The organism is Paenibacillus albidus (genome assembly GCF_014644435.1).
GTDB lineage: Bacteria > Bacillota > Bacilli > Paenibacillales > Paenibacillaceae > Paenibacillus_AQ > Paenibacillus_AQ albidus.
On sequence record NZ_BMKR01000065.1, the window covers coordinates 1 to 18,228 of the forward strand.

Consider the following 18,228-nt stretch of genomic DNA (forward strand, 5'->3'; position numbering starts at 1 on the left):
TTAAAACACCTACAGAAATAGGCCAACCAGAAGTTTTCCGGTTGACCTAATAATACGAAAGAAATGCTGTTCATTGTGCAATCACAACTTGCAATTGACCTGAATTGCTCTATCGATGACCTGAACGGCGAGAGGGACAGCATTATTTTTGTTGAAGCTAAAGAAAATCCTGGATGCAGGCCATTTCCGAGGAAGGCGCGTTATTTCGAAATTGTGTCTATGGGGAAATCAATTGTAGTATCGGCTACATCCGAACGGTTGTTAATTGCCAAAACACAGATGCAGGGCAAAGACAGGGATACCGTATTCTCCTTGCCATTTATCAGAGGTCTTTACTTGCATTTTCTGCCTGATGTAAAAAGAATAAAGCCAATGGCACCACCAAAATTTTTTTCATTTGAGCTGATTAAGCGAGAAGAAGTGGTCAGTCTATTTGATGTCACAAGATTCAATGAAGCTATTATTTATGATACGAATCTTCCCTGGCAGACTGATCTAGCTGTGCTTACAAAGCAAGACGGGGAAATTGTTGGTGTGGCAGGAGCAAGCAAAACCTGTGCAAAACTGTGGCAAATTGGGATAGAAGTATTACCCAAATATCGTAATTTGGGATTGGCTAGTTATCTTGTAAACAAGTTAACTTTTGAAATATTGGAACGTGGAGAGATACCGAGTTATGACGTAATCACCAGTAACATTGCTTCACAGAGAGTAGCTCAACGATTAGGGTATTTTCCCGCATGGGTGTCTGATTGGCGATGCAATTTTGAAGGACTTGAACAGTAATTGTATCTCAAGAAGCTTCAACTAACGAGAAACGTTAGCTGAATATACTTACGACGGCAACCGTCCAAGATCGGTTGCCGTTTTCTCAACTAACGGGCTTGATAATCAACATAACTTTGAAATACACGAATAAAGCACCTGATACTTTCAGGTGCTTTTTGTTGTACCACTTTTGTTTGTAACGAAATCGCTTAATCACTTCAATATTTTAGGAATTTTTAATATTTCCCCACTTTTTTCTTAAGCAATCTTATCTATTCTAAATGCATTGGAAAGAGTAACAGGCCAGGATGGAGGTCTAAACTTACTGAGAAAGGAAGGATCAGTCAATCATGAAAAAATGGCTCCGTAAGGATGCTTCGGCGGCCATGTTTTTTCTCGTGCCAAGCGGTATCGGATTTACACTCTTTTATCTTATCCCGTTTGCCATGGGTATGTATTATTCCGTTATGAGCCAATCGGTGGGCGGCGATTTTGTGGGATTCGCTAATTACCTGGAACTGCTTGAAAGTGGTTCCTTCCGCAAGGCGGTATCCAATACGTTTTACTTCAGCGCGGTCAGTGTTCCGCTTATGGTCATGCTGTCACTCGGGTTAGCGATGCTGCTGAATAAAAATACATATTTTCAAAAATGGCTACGTACAGCTTATGTTATGCCGCTTGTTGTGCCCGTCGCCTCCATCATCATGATCTGGCAGCTGCTGTTTGATTGGAACGGCTCCCTGAACGCCTGGCTGAACAGCTTCGGATATGAACGAGTGGACTGGATGAAGACGGAATCGGCACGTTGGGTCGTAATCATTGTGTACCTATGGAAGAACATGGGTTACAACGTCATTTTATTCCTGGCGGGACTACAGCAAATTCCGAAGGATTACTACGAAACGGCCCGGATTGAGGGGGCTGGTCGTTTACGGCAATTCCGAAGTATTACTCTGGTCTATCTGACTTCCACAATGTTTTTTGTTGTGATCATGTCCATTATCAATTCATTCAAAGTGTTCCGTGAAACGTATCTGATCGCAGGTGATTACCCCCATAACAGCATTTATATGATGCAGCATTATATGAACAATATGTTCGTGTCACTCGACATTCAGAAGCTGACTGCAGCGGCAACCCTGATGTTTCTCTGTATTTTACTGATTGTACTAGTGCTGTTTGCGATTGAGCGCCGGCATCGGCAGTACATGGAATAGGAGGTGGAGCAAAGTCTGTGCGAGTAGCCCACATATTGAAAAAAAGTGCTTTAACGTTTGTCTTGGGTGTTATTGCTATGATCTTAATATCTCCCATTGTGATTACATTCACAAATTCATTGATGACAGAACTGGAGATTCAGATCAATTACGGTCTCATCGGTCAAATGAAAGAAATGATTCCAGGTAGAGATGGTTCTTTTGCAAATCTGAAACTGATTCCGGACAAGGTGTCTTTTGCACAGTATGGGAAGGTTTTCATTGACAACCCGAAGTATCTGACGATGTTCTGGAACTCTGTGTTCATGGTGATGCCGATTATTGTGGGTCAGACACTCGTCGCAGCACTGGCTGCTTATGCATTCTCCAAGCTGAAATTCCGCGGCCGGGATTCGATGTTTTTGGTCTATGTTATGACGATGCTCATGCCGTTCCAAGTCACGCTTGTACCCAACTATATTATGGTCGATAAGCTTGGAATGCTGAATAGTACGGGCGCCATCATTGTTCCTGGCATTTTCGCAGCTTTTGGCGTATTTATGCTCAGACAGTTCATGCTGGACATTCCCTATGCCTACATTGAAGCTGCGAAAATAGACGGTGCCGGACATTTGCGGATTTTTATAACGATGATTGTTCCGATGATCAAGCCGGGATTGGCCGCACTTGTGATCTTGCTGTTCGTTGATTATTGGAACATGGTGGAGCAGCCGCTTATTTTTTTGGACGACCCGTTTAAGCAGCCGCTGTCCGTCTTTTTATCCAGGATTAATGATAGCGACCGGGGGATTGCCTTTGCTGCATCCATGCTCTATATGGCCCCGATGGTAATGTTATTTCTGTATGCGGAGTCGTATTTCATAGAGGGCATTCAATTGTCAGGTGTTAAGGGTTAACTTATTAGGGCGGGTTTTAGGAGGGGAAGAAAGGATATGGAGCTTGGAAAAGGGTTGGCTGACCAAAGACGAAAGCGAATCCTTCAAATCGTGTTCATGTGTTTTATGGGGGTGCTGGTGCTGTTTACATTGTTCAGTAACACGCTGCAGTCGTTAACCTTGCCCAAGGTGACCACGGAACAGCCGAAACAGGGAGGCATTGAGCTATCGATCGCGGGAAGCGGAATACTTCAGCCGATGGCCGAAGCTAAACTATCCAGTTCAAACGACTGGAAGGTTCAGCAGATTCACGTAAAAGAAGGTGAACGTGTGAAGAAGGGACAGAAGCTTATCGCTTATGACAACTCAACAGCAAGACAAGAAATCGAACTTGAAATAACGAATCTGGAAAAGCAGAGAATCGAGCAGCAGAATCTTCAGGACCAGTTTATTCAATCTTCCATTGAGGAGGATGAGCTTAAGCTGCGCAGCGCAAAACGTGAAATTGAAAAAGGGAAACTCGATATTGCTGCGCAGGAACGCAAGATCAATGAAATGAGAGAACGCCTGTCAAAAGATCAAGTACTGACGGCTCCGTTCGACGGGATTGTAACAAAGCTGAACTCGGTAGAAGGACTGGCATCTGCTGGCGAGCCGGATGTCATTGTCTCGAATAGCAGCCATGGCTATAGGATTGACGTCGGTGCTGATGCAAAACGCTTATCCAGCATTGGGATATCCGTTGGTGAGCGGATCGAGGTAGAGGTCCACACAGATAAAGAGCAGCAAGCCAGTGTCATGGAAGGTGTAATTGAAGAAATCACCAATGCGGAACCGATGATTGAGGGGGCAGCCGAAGGAGCCGAGACGATAACCGTCCCTCAAAAGAGGATTCGTATTAAACTCATCAACTCCAAGCTGAAAGGAGGTGAGCAGGCTCGGATTCACATCGAGAAAAGCTCTCTCGATCAAGGGCTGCTTGTTTCTAATGAAGCTATTCATCAGGACCGGGAAGGGATATACGTTTTTGTTGTCGTCGAGCAGCCGGGTGCACTCGGTAATGTCTTTGTTGCACGAAAAGTCAACATCAAGCTCAGCGAGCGGAATGACAAAGAAACGATGATCCAAACGGATAGCATCTATGAACAAGATAAGATCATACTGAACAGCAGCGAACCTCTTCAGGACGGCAACCGAGTTCGTTTGGAATAGTGAGGCGTTGTAACCAGAGCATATCAGGAGGAAATTATACGATGAAAAAATGGTTTTTACTTATTTCTATGGGTGCTTTAATCGTGAGTTTAACTGCATGCGGCTCAGGAGAAGGCGGGAACGCGGATAAGGCAGCAACGAAAGAGGGAAAGACGGTTCTTACCCTATCGCTAAGAGAGTCGAATCCATTCTATCAAACGTTGGAAAAAAAATTCGAAGAGAAACATCCGGATATCGACTTGCAGATTCAAGCATATAAAAGCATGGGTGAACAATGGGGACCGGGGGAAATCGATAAGTATCAAACGACAACGAATACAGCGATGTTATCGGGAAAAGGCGTAGATATCCTTCAAGTTGACAACCTGCCTCTCAAAGAATATGTGTCCAAAGGTTTTCTGTTAAATATGAGTGATTTGCTGGAGCAGGACCAGACGCTCGATAAAGACGATTTACAAATGAAGATAGTGGACGGTATGAAGCTGAATGACGGAGTGTATACCATCCCATTGGGTTACTCTTTGAAAGTATTGGTTGGTAATGGGGACATGCTGGGCAACGCTAATGTAGCGTTCGATGATAAGAGTTGGGATTGGAAGGAGTTCGAGAAGGTTTCGAAAGAAGTGATCCGGAAGGCTAAAGAGAGCGGTGCCAACGAGATGTATGCATTAGCATCCTACCCGCCGGAATACCTCTTTCAGGAGATGCTTTTTGAGAACTACGCTGCATTTGTCGAGCCTTCAGCCAAAAAGGCATCGTTTGACTCTCCGGAATTTGTGGATTTGCTTCAGCAAGCCATGAAAATGAATGAGGAGAAGATCATAACATCCGACGAGGCAAAGCCGGGCAATCAATTGTTCAGCTCCACATCGATTGTGTCACCGCTTCAATTTATCGAAGGCCCTTATATGTTGTTTGATCATCCCAAGATCATGCTGTTACCCAAAGCGGGAGAAACCGCAGGTCAAAAAGGCGCGAGAGTTTTTACATCTTCCCTGTTCGCCATCCATGCCAAATCGCCGGTAAAAGATGAAGCCTGGAAGTTCATGACCTTCTTGTTGTCAGAAGAAGCACAATTGATACAAGACAGAGAAGGGTTCTCGATGCTTAAATCCGTGAATGAAAAGATACTGAATGCCCTTCAGGAAAAAGTGAAAAGCGGCGATTATACACTTCCGAATGGGGAGCAGGTAAAAGTATCTGAAGAACAATTCACCGTGTTTAAACAAATTGTTCAATCCGCGGATCAATACGTGGAACTGGATGTTAAAGTGTTAAACATTGCCGGAGAAGAGTCCGTCGCGTTCTTTAGCGGACAGAAGACTGCAGAAGAAGTGGCTAAGCTGATCCAGAACCGGGTAACTACTTATTTAAACGAATAGGAAGAATGACAGGAAGCAGCCCACAATCGTGTGCTGCTTCCTATTTCACAGAAGAGGGAAAGCCAAATATAAAAATCTATTTTATACAGGGAGGTACTTTTATGAACAGGCCAAAAAAGACATGCATAGCAATGATGCTAAGCGCTGTGGTGTTGAGTCGATCTTTTGTCTTTAACACATACGCAACATCCGCATCCGATTCGTCTGTTTCCAAATCTGCTGCAGCCGCGTCTATGTTCACACTGGATAAACTCGGCTCGGTCACATTGAAGCAGAGCGTCAGTGTGAAACTGACGGATATGAATATTTCTGTTCAACCTGACGGGAATATTCTCACGTACACACTTCGTTACAGTAATAACAGTGGCAGTAGAGTAGATCTTATCGATTATTTTTCCAAGGTTTCCACGCCGAGTGGCGCAATCGTAAAAGGAAAATCAGTTATGAGGGATGCTGGTAAAAGAACGGTGCCTGCGAATAGCAGTCAATCCGTGACGTACTATGTGAACATAGGACGATCGGTACAGGTAAACGGAATGAAGGTTTCCATATTCAGATGGGATTTTAGCAGCGCCACTTATGAGAAAAAGCTGGGAGGTTTCACGATTCCGGCCCAGTACTCATCTGTAGTTCCTGTAGGCAAGAGCTCTAAGATTAAGATGAATAATCTTTCAGTTACGGCCAAGGCAGATACTGTGCAGAGGTATAAAATCAATGGAAAAGTATATATAAAACTGGGGATGAAACTCTCGAATGGAGGAACCAAGGTACTTAGCAATCCCGGATATAAAGCATATCTAAAATCGGCCGGCGGCTCGATATTTGAACTCTTGCCTGAATCGTCTAGCACTGGCTACAAGCTCCAGCCTCAGGAGAGCAGAACCATCTACTATTGGACGGAGATTCCTTCCACGATGAAGACCCGTGGCATGACGCTGCAGCTGGCGCAGGAAGACGAAACTTTGAAAATGCATCTTCCGGTGCAATCGTTCAAACTTCCTGAGGCAGCTTCGGATATCGCCGTGGCTAAGGGAAAAAGCACAATATTGATGATGAAACAGCAGCTTGTTACGGTCAAGGCAGAAAAAATGCAGCGTATGAAAAATAATGGGAAAGTGTATTTGAGAGTGGGGGTCAATTATGCAAACGGAGGTAAGAAGGTACTAAGTGATCCTGGATATAAAGTGCAACTGAAGTCGGCCGGCGGCTCGGTGTTCGACCTTGTGCCTGAGGAAGATACAGGAGCCAGCTTCAAGATTCAGCCAGGGCAGAAGCGAACGATTTATTATCTGGCAGAGGTTTCGTCCAAACTCAAAACCGACAATATGACGCTGCAATTCATGCAGGAAGATGAAGCTTTAAAAATGACGCTGCCAGTAAAAACCTTCAAGCTGCCTTCCGTTACGGCTGATGTGCCTGCGGCAGATTATGCCGTCAAAAAAATATCCGTTAATCTCCTTATGATTGAAACGCAGTTGAAAAGTGCTTCCGTATATGCTGAGAACGATACCGGGAAATGGAGCCTACAATTCCGAGTTAAAAATCTTGATGAAAAATCATTGAAGCTGCCGGCTTATGAGCTTTCCATCCACACGAATGAAGGCTACAGCATCCCGGTGAATGCGAAGCCACTTGCCAATGTTACGCTGAAGCCGTTAGAAGAAAAGCTGATTGATCTCCATGCAGATATACCATTGCACATGAAACAGAATATGTTGCAGCTGCAATTAACGGAGCCTGCGGTGGAGGGGAAGATCAGCTTCCCGACAGCCCACTATAAAATCCCCTATGCTCAGGAAGGCAGAAGCCATCTGGGCTCAGAGAATATCATCGAGAACGATCATGGCACATTCGGCGTAAAGCTGAGTTCATACCAGCGGCTGCCTTGGGGAGATGGGGATCAGATTGCAGCTCGAATCAGCATTCGTAACACCAAAGTGTTAACCGTACAGCTTCCGGAACTCAAAGCCCAAGTTAAGGCTGATATGCGAGACCTCAGCAGTACAGCTCAAATCGTGATACCGAATGATCAGACGGCTCTGGCGCCTAATGAAACCATAGAGCTGTATGTACTTGCCAATGTGCCTTATTCCTATAATTTCAATCAATTACGCATTGAGCTTCAGGAAAGTTCTGGAGAGGACGTCACGAGATTTCTGTCGCTAAATACCCGAGCGGTCAACAATGTGGTGAACCAGGTTGCTGCAAGTGATTCTTATCTGATCCATACGCCGGGCAAGAAAGCGGAGGTCCGTGAACGAATGAGTACCGTTTACCAGGACAGCAGCTCCAATTTGATATACACGGAACTGGAGATGGCCAGTCAGGAAACACGTCAATCCAAGCAGGCGCAGCTGGTGGCTTACTACAAAACACCGGACAACGAGTATTTTGAGGCAGAGGTCAATCAGTCGTCCGTCAAGACAAGCCCGAAAGGAAAAAATCTGGTGACCGTTTGGAGCAAGCTTCCGCTGAATGTGAATACTTCACAGCTTGTATTGTATGTCGGCGAAGGTGTAGCAGGCGGAAAGCTGACCGATCTGGAGGAAGAATCAACGGAAGTTATTGGATCGATCAATACAGTGGGATTAGCGCTTAGCCCTAGAGCTATCCAACCAGCAACGAATCTAGGGAATGTGGAATTGTTTCCTTATAAACTCTCCATTACGAGAGGAGAAGCTAGACTTAGTGAAGGGAAAGACATGCTAAATACCGCTATTCATTATAATCTCATCAGGAATGGCGATTACGAGACAGGTGAATATGAACATAAACTCATTATGGAGATTATTGACCCGACCGGACAATCCACGGAGAAGACGTTAACACTCGGCACCGATTTGTCCATCGGCAGCAATAAATCATACTCCATTACAGTGAATAACAATTTCCGCAAAAATGTAAGCGGAGGGGGAGTTCGCATCAATCTGTATGATGAGTTCCAAGGGCGGAGAATGCTGATCGGAAGCCAGTCGTATCCGATTATTTATGAAGAGAATCAGGCGAACAAGTCGGATAGCGATTAAATACTATCTAGACACAGGTAGATTTCCTTCAGTTTGCAACTGTAACTTTAATAACTTTTTAAGAATTCTAAAAGGATTCTTAAGATATTCCGCTTAGACTGGTATAGTCGGGAGGTGCTTACAAGCTGTTGGATTGAATTACTGAACCCTCCTGCTTGTAGTCTCAAGTTTCAATAATGTTTCAAAGTGAACGAAGAGGATGGATACCATGAAGCGGATTACAATTCTCATTGCGGACGATGAGCCAGAAATTGCGGACCTGATTGAGCTGCACTTAAAAAAAGAAGGCTATGATGTCCTTAAAGCGGCGGACGGGCAGGAGGCGGTACAAGCAGCTCAAGCGCATTCCAGCGATCTGGCGATACTGGATATTATGATGCCCAAGCTGGATGGTTATGAAGTCATCCGGCAAATTCGGGAACGGAATCACATGCCGATCATTTTTTTGAGCGCCAAAACATCCGATCTTGATAAAATTGCTGGGCTGGTGAGAGGCGCAGACGATTATATGACCAAGCCCTTCAACCCGATGGAACTGATCGCGCGCGTGAATGCCCACCTTCGCCGTTATATGCAAATGAATCAACCGATGATTTCCGGCAAACCCGCGCTGGAAGCGGGAGGGGTGGTCATTTACCCCGATCAGCGGATTGTGACCCTGTACGGCGAAACGATCGAGCTGACGCCCAAAGAATTTGACATATTGCACTTACTGGCCAGTTACCCAAAAAAAGTGTTTAGTACGGAAAACATATTCCAGCACGTATGGGGCGAGGCCTACTTTGAAACAAGCAATACGGTTATGGTGCATATTCGGACATTGCGGAAAAAGCTGCATGAAGATACGAACAATAACAAGCTGATCAAAACGGTTTGGGGGGTAGGCTATACGTTCAATGGCTAATTTGATACGAAGCTTCCGCTCCAAAATGATTGTACTCTTTGGCTTAAGCATGCTCTTATCCGGCATCATCATGTTCGCACTATACAAAATTCTGCAATATTATTACCGGACTCAGGTTAAATTCGAGGATCCGCTGGCATTTGTCCGCTTGTTCATAAGAACGGTCGGGGACATTAATTTTTTTCTGATATTTTTTATCCCGTTGGCGGTCTTTTTTTTCTTGCTGCTTACGAAGCCTTATGTGGCTTATTTTAATGAAATTTCTGCGGGGATTCGGCATCTCGCCAACGGCGATTTTGACAAGCGGGTTTCGATTGCATCCCGGGACGAATTCGGGGATATCGCGGCGGATATCAATCTGACCGGGGAGATGCTCAAGCAAGCGGTGGCGAGAGGAGATTTTGCCGAGAGCAGCAAAGATCAACTGATACTGAATTTGGCCCACGATTTGCGTACGCCGCTCACTTCCGTTATCGGTTATCTGGATTTCATTCTTAGGGACGAGTTATTGACCAAAGAACAGGTTCGGCATTATACGGGCATTGCTTTCGCGAAGTCGAAGCGCCTGGAGAAGCTGATCGACGAATTGTTCGAAATCACGAGAATGAATTACGGTATTCTGCCAGTCGAAAAACGACCCATCGATTTAAGCGAGCTGCTGACGCAGTTAAGCGAAGAATTACTTCCGGTTTTTGAGAAAAACAAACTGAAGGCTCGATTGCACGTTACTCCACATCTGATTATTTCGGGTGATGGCGACTTGCTGGCACGCGTGTTTGAAAATTTGCTGACCAATGCGATTCGTTACGGCAACGACGGTCAGTTTGTAGATATTCATGCTTTCATTGAAGCAGAAGTAGCGGTAGTTCAGGTGATCAACTTTGGCGACCGCATCCATCCGAACGAACTGCCGCATCTATTCGACATGTTTTATACCGGCGATAAATCCCGGATTCATCGGGAGGGCAGCACAGGCCTTGGCTTATTTATCTCGAAAAATATCGTGATGCAGCATCATGGAACGATCACGGCCGACAGCAGCTTGCTTCGTACAGCTTTTGAAGTACGGCTGCCGCGAGGCATGCAGATACCTGAATAAAAAATGGTAGGACTGACCATGGAAGGGGGTGCGGAGGGCGATTTGCGGAAAAATGTATGGGTATGGATATGGTTCGGTTTGTTAGCTGTTATCGGCTTGGCCGCTTATGGCGCAAGCTCCTCGATTGACTTCCTGTCATCCGGGAAATTTGAGATTAACGGTAAAAACGTCAGGCTTCCTGTAATTAACTACAACGGAAACGTCTACGTCCCGCTTCGCCTTGTAGGGGAAGAAATGCATTCCGAAATTTATTATGATGTGAACAAGGAATTAATCTCGATCAAACAGCAAAGCTTAGCATTCGATGAACAAATAGAGGCACCCGTTCCGTCCATTGCTTATGAGAACGAGTACAAGGATGGTACCGTATGGATGCAGGAGATACCGCTGCTGCAGGGAAGCTCTTGCTGGAATGGATGCCTGGAAGTGAACGATCCGGTAGAGCAATGGGTGTCTGAAGCCCGGTATCCGCCGGTTAGTGTGAAGCCTGGATCAAATATTGTCATAACTTATCCGGCTGGATTGGAGCCTGACGGATTGAAGATATTCAACGTCTTTGATTCGGGCAACGGCACAGAGCAGTATGTAGAAATGATGGCGGTTAATCATCGAGTACAGCTGCCAACGGAACTGGGGGTTTATACCATCATAGTTAATTCAGTCTGGGAGACAGGATATACCTCGTATGCTTTTGTTATACATATTACTGACCGCGATGATCTAAGCGATTAATCTTGAACAAGAAACTTCAGCCAATACGCCGGAGAGTTACGTTTCAAAATTAAAAGTCTAAAAACCCCGTCATGTTTTTATGACGGGGTTATATTCATTGTCAAACTCAATAACAGTTCCCCAGGAGTACGATCAAGCTGTTGCCTGACAGGATACTCCAATGAGAACATGTTCCCAAATATTAATGTCGGGGGACACGATCATGGTCCCATTGAAAGTCGCTATTTTAGCGGTTTTTGTGTTGTATAGGAAATTATAGAATGTAAAAAAATGTGGATATCTAGGAACCTTCAGATGATATAGCGGTGCAGTGGGATTGGGCACCATCCGCGGAGTGAAGCGGACAGAGAAGCCCCTATTTTGCGAAAAAGTGTGATTTCCTGGGGGATTCGGACTCAGGGGCCGTTATATCGTTCGATTTATCCTAAAATGAGGGGAAATAGACAATTAGCGGAATCTCAGTCCGATTATCCTGCTGAATAGCCGAATCCTCCCCAATAGCGGAATCTCAGTCCGTTTGTCCTGCTAAATAGCCGAATCCTCCCTAATAGATTTCCTGTCCGCATCAGTCGCGGATAGATCGTTAAGGGATCGCATCATGTCCGCAGAGGGACCCACGCAAAATCGCACGGTCAACAATGCATGTCCTAACCACGCTATATGGGCGAGAGTTGTGCGCGTGTACAACAATGTGAGCTCTAAGCAAACCAAATGACGATAATCTTGCCTATTGTATAACAATCCGTGCCTCGTAAGCTCCGAGTTGTTATTCACCCGTAGGGTGATTTTGTTCTTTTATCGGTACAAGTTCTTGTCCCGATTGCCGTAAAGGACAAGAACATGAGCCGATTATCGATTAGATAAGTATCTAACTGGATTACCACTGAAGAAACGGTACAAGGGGAGAAAAAGTGAGGTAGCCGTACTTCTTCGGCAGCTCGTTGAACTAACTGGCAGGATATTTCAATCGTTTCTCGAATATTTTCTGAGTTGATTTTATGAACTTTGTGAATATAACGTTATCTGAAAGATACGCAATGATTATTTTTTGAAGGGATGATTAAATTGAAGGTTGGGAATTCACTTAAAAACCGCAGTGAAACACCGGAATACATAGCTCCAAATACGCCTTTATAACCAAGGATCAACCAGAAAGAACTGGTTGATCTCATAATACGAAAGGGCAGGATAGTACGGTGGCGATTAATTATCTTTGCAAAAGCTTCTCTTTTCCACGTTTGATTCTGTATGATAGTAAAAAGAAGATTTATCAAGGGGATTAATCTTTTAACAAATTAGAAATACGGAGGCTGAGTAATGCTAAACAAAATTGTCCCATATGAAGAAAACTATCATGATAATTTAATAGATATTTGGTACAAGGCTGTGTGTCATACACACACATTTTTGACTGATGAGGATATTGAATTTTATCATCAGATGCTTCAAAACGGAGCACTAAATGAAGTTGAGATTTGGTTGGAATTGAACGAAAATGAAGAACCGACAGGGTTTATTGGGCTTGACGGAACAAAGATAGAGATGCTATTCGTAGATCCCAAATATCACGGAAGGGGTATAGGTAGTCGATTGATAAAACATGCCGAAAAATTAAAAGGCAGCAATCTCCAGGTTGATGTGAATGAGCAAAACGATGGAGCGTACACATTCTATAAACGGTTTGGTTTTGTACAGATAGGACGATCGGAATTGGACAGTTCAGGACGACCTTTCCCCTTACTTCATCTAGTAATAAAAAGTTAAGCTAACGAGGAACGCTAGATCAAGCAGGTTATACGATTAAAACCTCTCTTTAGAAGCAACGGTTTGTTTGGCAAGCTCAATGAGCAACTTAGCCCTTCGCACACCTGAGTGTCGTTTCATGGACTTTTTCCATCCCGCAATCACATCGTTAGGTTCTAATTTAGATAGATCGGCGGGGAGTAGAAACAACCTAAGAGTCTTTGCAAGTTAAGATTTTAAAGACTTGTCTAAGTTCAGGGAACACAATGTCGACCCAGCGGTGGATTTGATTAACTGCGCTTACAAGCCGCTTAACAAGGGTCTCTCGATTTGCCATAAGGACTCGCAGCTCTTCGTATTCTGCGGAATGAAAGCGGACAGGATCTTCGTACACATAAAGATGCAATCATCTCTGTTAATTTTTCCTCTCCAGCGCTCAGAACTTCATCTGAGGTAGGGAACGTCAACAATGTTTTCAAAGATACAACAGAATGTAACCCCCCAAATACACCCTTATATTCAGGAAATACCTGATCTAAAACAGCTTGGAATTGCAGCTTAACTCCATATGGATGTTATAAAAAAGACATTCACAACACCTCTGAAAATTGGTAAGATGCAGTCAAGGAAATATTCGTTCATGTGGTGTTGAGGGATTTTAATTTGCATTTCATCCAAAAGCTATCTATACAAAGTCAAAAGGTTGTATCATGTTTATATGGAGTTTTAGAATAAAGGTATAGAAAATGAGAGGTGTATCATTTTTGTATAGAGTGGCTATTTGCGATGATGTGGAAAAACAAAGAGAGCTTGTCAAAAGCATCCTGATTACTTTGTCGATAAAGACTAATATAGATTTTGAAATTGAATTATTCGGCTCGGGAGAGCAATTGGTATCCCATTATGAGCGCTATGAAACTCCATTCCATATTTTAATTTTGGATATTGAAATGGGGGGGATAAACGGGATTCAAACAGCCCGAAAAATAAGAGAGTTAAATAACCTAGATGAACAAATTATTTTTCTGACAAGCTATCCTGAATATATGGTGGAAAGTTTTGATGTCATGACATTTCAGTATTTGATAAAACCCATTGCTCCTTCGATCTTGGAGGAGAAAATGATCAAGATATGCCAATACTTTCAAGCACTTGATAAAAAGTTTATGGTTATCAAGTCAACCTATGAAGAAATCGTTTTAAAATATGATGACCTCATTAGTATTCAAGCTGCCAAAAGCTTAACTATAAAAAGCAAACTACATTTTACGACCACTAATCAAACCTATGAAAGCAAAGGCATCATTTCAGATTATGCTTTGGCCTTAAAAGACTGTAACTTCTTGCAAATCCATCGTTCTATTATTATTAATCTGCTTCATGTGAAGAAATTTTCTAGCGGAGTTGTTCTAATGTCCAATGGGTTGGAATTACCCATAGGTCGTTCTAAAATTAATGAGGTTAAAGATACTTACACCAAATTTATGATTATGAAGGTCGATTGATATGATTCAAAATAATTTTCCTATTGTCTTTAGCATTGTACTTGTGATGGGTGTTCAAATTAATTTTTTCTTCAACTCGGTGTTTGATAAATCAGCTAAAAAACATAACCGATTCATTTATTTCATTATATTTGGGTTGCTTGATTACCTGTATCTGGTTATTCCCATCTCTCCTATTTTATCTTTGATTCTACCTTTGCTCATGATATTTAGTTTTGCACAATCTTATCAAGTAGAAATTAAAGACAAGATCATTTTTTCTATGTTTTACGGTGTTTTAATATCTCTCGTTAATTTTATATCCCTTTATATTTTTTATACCCTATATTCAGTTGAGTTTAGCTTTGAGCCTGTAAATGAACATGATCAAATAGCCTACACAAAAGCTATTTTACTCAGTTGCATGATCATGTTTGCTATCATTCAGATCATACGACTACTTGCAAAACGTAGAAGTTACTCTTTGCATTATCGTTACTACATATTTTTTTCGGTTATTCCTATCGTAAGTATAAACCAACTGAATATTCTAACTTATAAGGACGCCTATTCTTTCATATCCGTCATTGTATTACTATTCTTAAACGTTATGATTTTCTATGTTTTTGATAATATCATTGATAAATTTCAATTCATGCATGAGAATGCTCAGCTGCAACAGCAGATGGACCATCAGGATGCGAATTACGAAAAAGTCGTTCACAGCTTTAAATCCATTAAAAGAATCATTCATGATACGAATCAACAGTTTTTGTATATTGAAGAGTGTATTGAGCGAAATGAGTTAGCAGCAGCAAGGGAACATATTAAGACTACATTAAATAAAGTTGAAGGGGCTTATCAACGGGTAAACACAGGGAATCTAGTTATAGATGCCCTTGTCACAAATACTCTTAATATTGGACAAGCCAATGGCATAAGAATAGATACAAAGCTTAGCTTATGTTCACAAGAAGTCCATATTGACCGTTATGACTTATGTGTTGTCATTGGAAATATGCTAGATAACGCAATAGAGGCTTCTAAAAAGTTGAAGATCGCAGAAGATAGGTACATTCTTATAAAAATACATTCTACCGAGTCTACCCTTCTCATTCACATCATGAATAATATGGAGAATGAAGTCGCCCACTTAAACAGCCAAAAATCAAACCCGGAATTTCATGGTATTGGATTAACGAACATAGCTAGAATCTGCGACAAGTACGGTGGTCATATGACCATTGAAACGAAACATAAAGTATTTAATAATATGGCACTAATACCATTATATACCAACAATCCTTAGACAACCTGTTGTTTAGGGATTATTTTTTGCGTTTCAGGGCGCTTTTCATTCTAACAGCGTTCTTCCTTGTATGATGATTTCAGTAAGTCACATCTAGAAGGAATACGAGGAGGGATTAATAATGAAGAAGATGGTTTCCGTAGTAATGACTGCTATACTTTTTGCAATACCAGTCACCCCTGCTTTTGCTCTAACGAATAATGATACTGTAAAAGAAAAGGCACAGGAGCTGGCTTCGAAGATCGTGTCCGATTATGGTGCAAGTGGATTGCAGTATGCAATTATGGATCATGGATCCATTGTTTTATCGGATAGCGCTGGTGTCTACGATAAAGCGACCAAGAGTCCGATAACCAAAGAGACGATGTTTGGAATAGGCTCAGTAAGTAAAACGTATGTGTCTGCTGCAACGATGATGCTAGCTGATTCTAATCAAGTTGATATTGATCTACCACTAACCACGTACATTAAGGACTTTAAAATGGCAGATGAACGATATAAAGAGATTACGCCACGCATGTTGATGAATCATTCTTCAGGAATTTACGGTAGTCACTATGGGAATAGTTTTTTGTTTGATGATAATGATACGAAAAATCATGATGAATTATTGGTCAAATTACAATCAGATAACTTAAAGTCAAACCCCGGCGAATTTTCGGTATATTGTAATGATGGTTTTCAACTGCTTGAAATCTTGGTTGAAAGAGTGAGCGGTTTAAGTTACAGCGAATTTCTTGAAACCCATATTAGCAAGCCTCTTCAATTAACCTCTACCCAAACACCACGTGATTCGTTTGATAGAGACAGACTCACAAAAACTTATTTTCCCGGGATCGATCAAGCTTTACCCACCGAGAATGCCAATCTCATTGGGACAGGAGGCATCTACTCCACGGCCGAAGAAGTAAGTAAGTTTGCTGAAGTATTAATCGGGAATCGAACGGATATTTTATCTGAGAAGTCAGCAATGGCTATGCAAAGTCATGAGTATAGAAAGGGTGTGTGGGTTTCTGAAGAGACAAACACCATTAATTATGGCCTGGGTTGGGATGCCGTCCGTTTAGCACCATTTAGTGATTACGGAATAACCGCATTATTCAAAGGTGGAGATACGTATATGTATCACGCTGCTTTGACTACCCTACCCGAACATGACATTTCTATAGCTGTACTTTCATCGGGAGGTAGTGGTATTTACAATAGTATATTTGCATCTAATATTTTATTAGAATATATAAGAGCCAAAGGCATCATTAAAGAAATCCTACCTAAAAAAATATTTGAACCTCCATTGAAAGTGGACATGCCATCCGATTTGCTTGCTTACTCTGGATTATACGGTACCGTAGGTAAAACGGTAAATCTGGAGATAAAGAACGGAGAGATTGATTTACCCGATCTAGGATTTGGATCGATACCGCCTCAAAAATATGTATATACGGGCAATGGACAATTTAAAAACAACGATGGGAATGCAACCATAAGCTTTGACCGCCCGAAGAATGGAACAACCTATTTAAAACTTAACGCTTATACGGATACTCCAGGATTAGGTCAAACAGTTGCGGTAACCTACGAATATCAAAAATTAGATTCCAATCCTCTAAATCAGTCAACTAAAACGATATGGGAACATAGAAATGAAAAAAACTACTACTCTTTGGATGAAAAGATAACTTCAATGTTGTATTTGAGCAAATCGCTTTTGGCCAAAAATATATCCGTTGATATCAACCATGGATACGCATCCGGCACTAAAATTGTTGACGAGAATAAAGCAGTAAATGTAATTGAGATTCCTACTTTGAACGGAAGAGATGCTTTCGATTTGAATTTCTATAATGAGAACCATAAAGAGTATTTAAAGATCGACGGACAATCCTATATAAGTGAAGATGCTATTCAACCCATTTATGAAGGGAACGACTCGTTTTGCATCATACCATCGGGTGGTCAGGCTGTATGGTATAAAATTGATGATCAATCAGCCAATCGAGTCATGAACGTTGAAACTCCAGTAAGTGGAGGATTTGCCGTTTATGACGCAGATGGAATCGTTGTGAACTTTTCAAAGGCAACGAGCAATCATTCGGTAGTTCTACCTGAAGGTGGGATGATCGTTTTTGGTGGTAATGAGGGCGATATATTTAAAATTAATTTGATGAATAAATAGACGACTCAACTTTGTAAAAAAACAATAATTATGAAGATGATTACAAACTTATAATATTAATTGAGAAGAGGAATGCCTTATGAAAATACGTAGTCAAATTACATTTGCAACTCTGGCCCTTCTAATAACTGGAAGTTCCCTGCTATACACATCGTCAACCTCAATTGTTAAAGCAGAGCCCATTCAAAATGTATCTAGTTCGTTACAAACAAAAACTCAACGGGATCATAATTCCGTAAAGCAAGCCATGCGGGATACATTGCAACTTGGATTCCCGGGGATACTTGCTAAAACTTCTGAG

General features: G+C 42.2%; 13 protein-coding genes and 2 pseudogenes. 14 read left to right on the plus strand and 1 reads right to left on the minus strand.

The genetic code is table 11. The features are described 5' to 3' along the window. Positions 1-63 precede the first annotated feature (63 nt). The 10 genes from IEY53_RS33605 to IEY53_RS33650 all read left to right on the plus strand — a co-directional run bounded on the left by IEY53_RS33605 (position 64) and on the right by IEY53_RS33650 (position 12,979). The gene (locus tag IEY53_RS33605; protein WP_189032542.1) at positions 64-786 is read left to right on the plus strand and encodes a GNAT family N-acetyltransferase; all 723 of its coding nucleotides are present in this window, start codon (positions 64-66) and stop codon (positions 784-786) included. A gap of 332 nt (positions 787-1,118) precedes the next feature. After that, positions 1,119-1,985 (plus strand): carbohydrate ABC transporter permease, encoded by an 867-nt coding sequence (locus IEY53_RS33610; RefSeq protein WP_189032545.1) that lies wholly within the window; start codon positions 1,119-1,121, stop codon positions 1,983-1,985. Positions 1,986-2,002: 17 nt separating this feature from the next. Beyond that, a complete protein-coding gene (locus tag IEY53_RS33615; RefSeq protein ID WP_189032547.1) occupies positions 2,003-2,881 on the plus strand; it encodes a carbohydrate ABC transporter permease in 879 nt (292 codons plus the stop codon). A gap of 36 nt (positions 2,882-2,917) precedes the next feature. Next, positions 2,918-4,072, plus strand: a complete 1,155-nt coding sequence (locus IEY53_RS33620) for an efflux RND transporter periplasmic adaptor subunit (protein ID WP_189032549.1) — start codon at positions 2,918-2,920, stop codon at positions 4,070-4,072. Between the two features lie 41 nt (positions 4,073-4,113). Next, positions 4,114-5,454, plus strand: coding sequence for an ABC transporter substrate-binding protein (locus IEY53_RS33625; RefSeq protein WP_189032551.1), 1,341 nt, complete (start codon positions 4,114-4,116; stop codon positions 5,452-5,454). Positions 5,455-5,687: 233 nt separating this feature from the next. Next, positions 5,688-8,480, plus strand: a complete 2,793-nt coding sequence (locus tag IEY53_RS33630; protein ID WP_229696514.1) for a hypothetical protein — start codon at positions 5,688-5,690, stop codon at positions 8,478-8,480. A 208-nt stretch (positions 8,481-8,688) separates the two neighbouring features. Further along, positions 8,689-9,384, plus strand: coding sequence for a response regulator transcription factor (locus IEY53_RS33635; protein ID WP_189032555.1), 696 nt, complete (start codon positions 8,689-8,691; stop codon positions 9,382-9,384). After that, the gene (locus IEY53_RS33640) at positions 9,377-10,483 is read left to right on the plus strand and encodes a sensor histidine kinase (RefSeq protein ID WP_189032557.1); all 1,107 of its coding nucleotides are present in this window, start codon (positions 9,377-9,379) and stop codon (positions 10,481-10,483) included. Before IEY53_RS33635 ends, IEY53_RS33640 begins: the two co-directional genes overlap by 8 nt. A gap of 3 nt (positions 10,484-10,486) precedes the next feature. Beyond that, positions 10,487-11,215, plus strand: a complete 729-nt coding sequence (locus tag IEY53_RS33645; RefSeq protein ID WP_229696515.1) for a copper amine oxidase — start codon at positions 10,487-10,489, stop codon at positions 11,213-11,215. 1,317 nt (positions 11,216-12,532) lie between these two features. Beyond that, the gene (locus IEY53_RS33650; RefSeq protein WP_189032559.1) at positions 12,533-12,979 is read left to right on the plus strand and encodes an acetyltransferase; all 447 of its coding nucleotides are present in this window, start codon (positions 12,533-12,535) and stop codon (positions 12,977-12,979) included. A gap of 359 nt (positions 12,980-13,338) precedes the next feature. On the opposite strand, the pseudogene IEY53_RS36350 reads toward IEY53_RS33650, so the two are convergent. Further along, positions 13,339-13,518 (minus strand): annotated as a pseudogene (locus IEY53_RS36350) (IS110 family transposase); the annotation flags it as partial. 204 nt (positions 13,519-13,722) lie between these two features. Here IEY53_RS36350 and IEY53_RS33655 point away from each other — a divergent pair. The 4 genes and pseudogenes from IEY53_RS33655 to IEY53_RS33670 form a co-directional block, all read left to right on the plus strand. Beyond that, entirely contained in the window at positions 13,723-14,463 is a 741-nt protein-coding gene (locus IEY53_RS33655) for a LytR/AlgR family response regulator transcription factor (RefSeq protein WP_189032560.1), read from the plus strand. A gap of 1 nt (position 14,464) precedes the next feature. Continuing rightward, positions 14,465-15,751: an ATP-binding protein gene (locus IEY53_RS33660; RefSeq protein WP_189032562.1), complete on the plus strand. Its 1,287-nt coding sequence runs from the start codon at positions 14,465-14,467 to the stop codon at positions 15,749-15,751. Positions 15,752-15,872: 121 nt separating this feature from the next. Beyond that, positions 15,873-17,927 carry a serine hydrolase domain-containing protein gene (locus IEY53_RS33665; RefSeq protein WP_189032564.1) on the plus strand — a complete coding sequence of 685 codons (2,055 nt, stop codon included), beginning with the start codon at positions 15,873-15,875 and terminating at the stop codon, positions 17,925-17,927. Between the two features lie 79 nt (positions 17,928-18,006). Further along, positions 18,007-18,228: pseudogene (locus IEY53_RS33670) on the plus strand (serine hydrolase domain-containing protein); the annotation flags it as partial.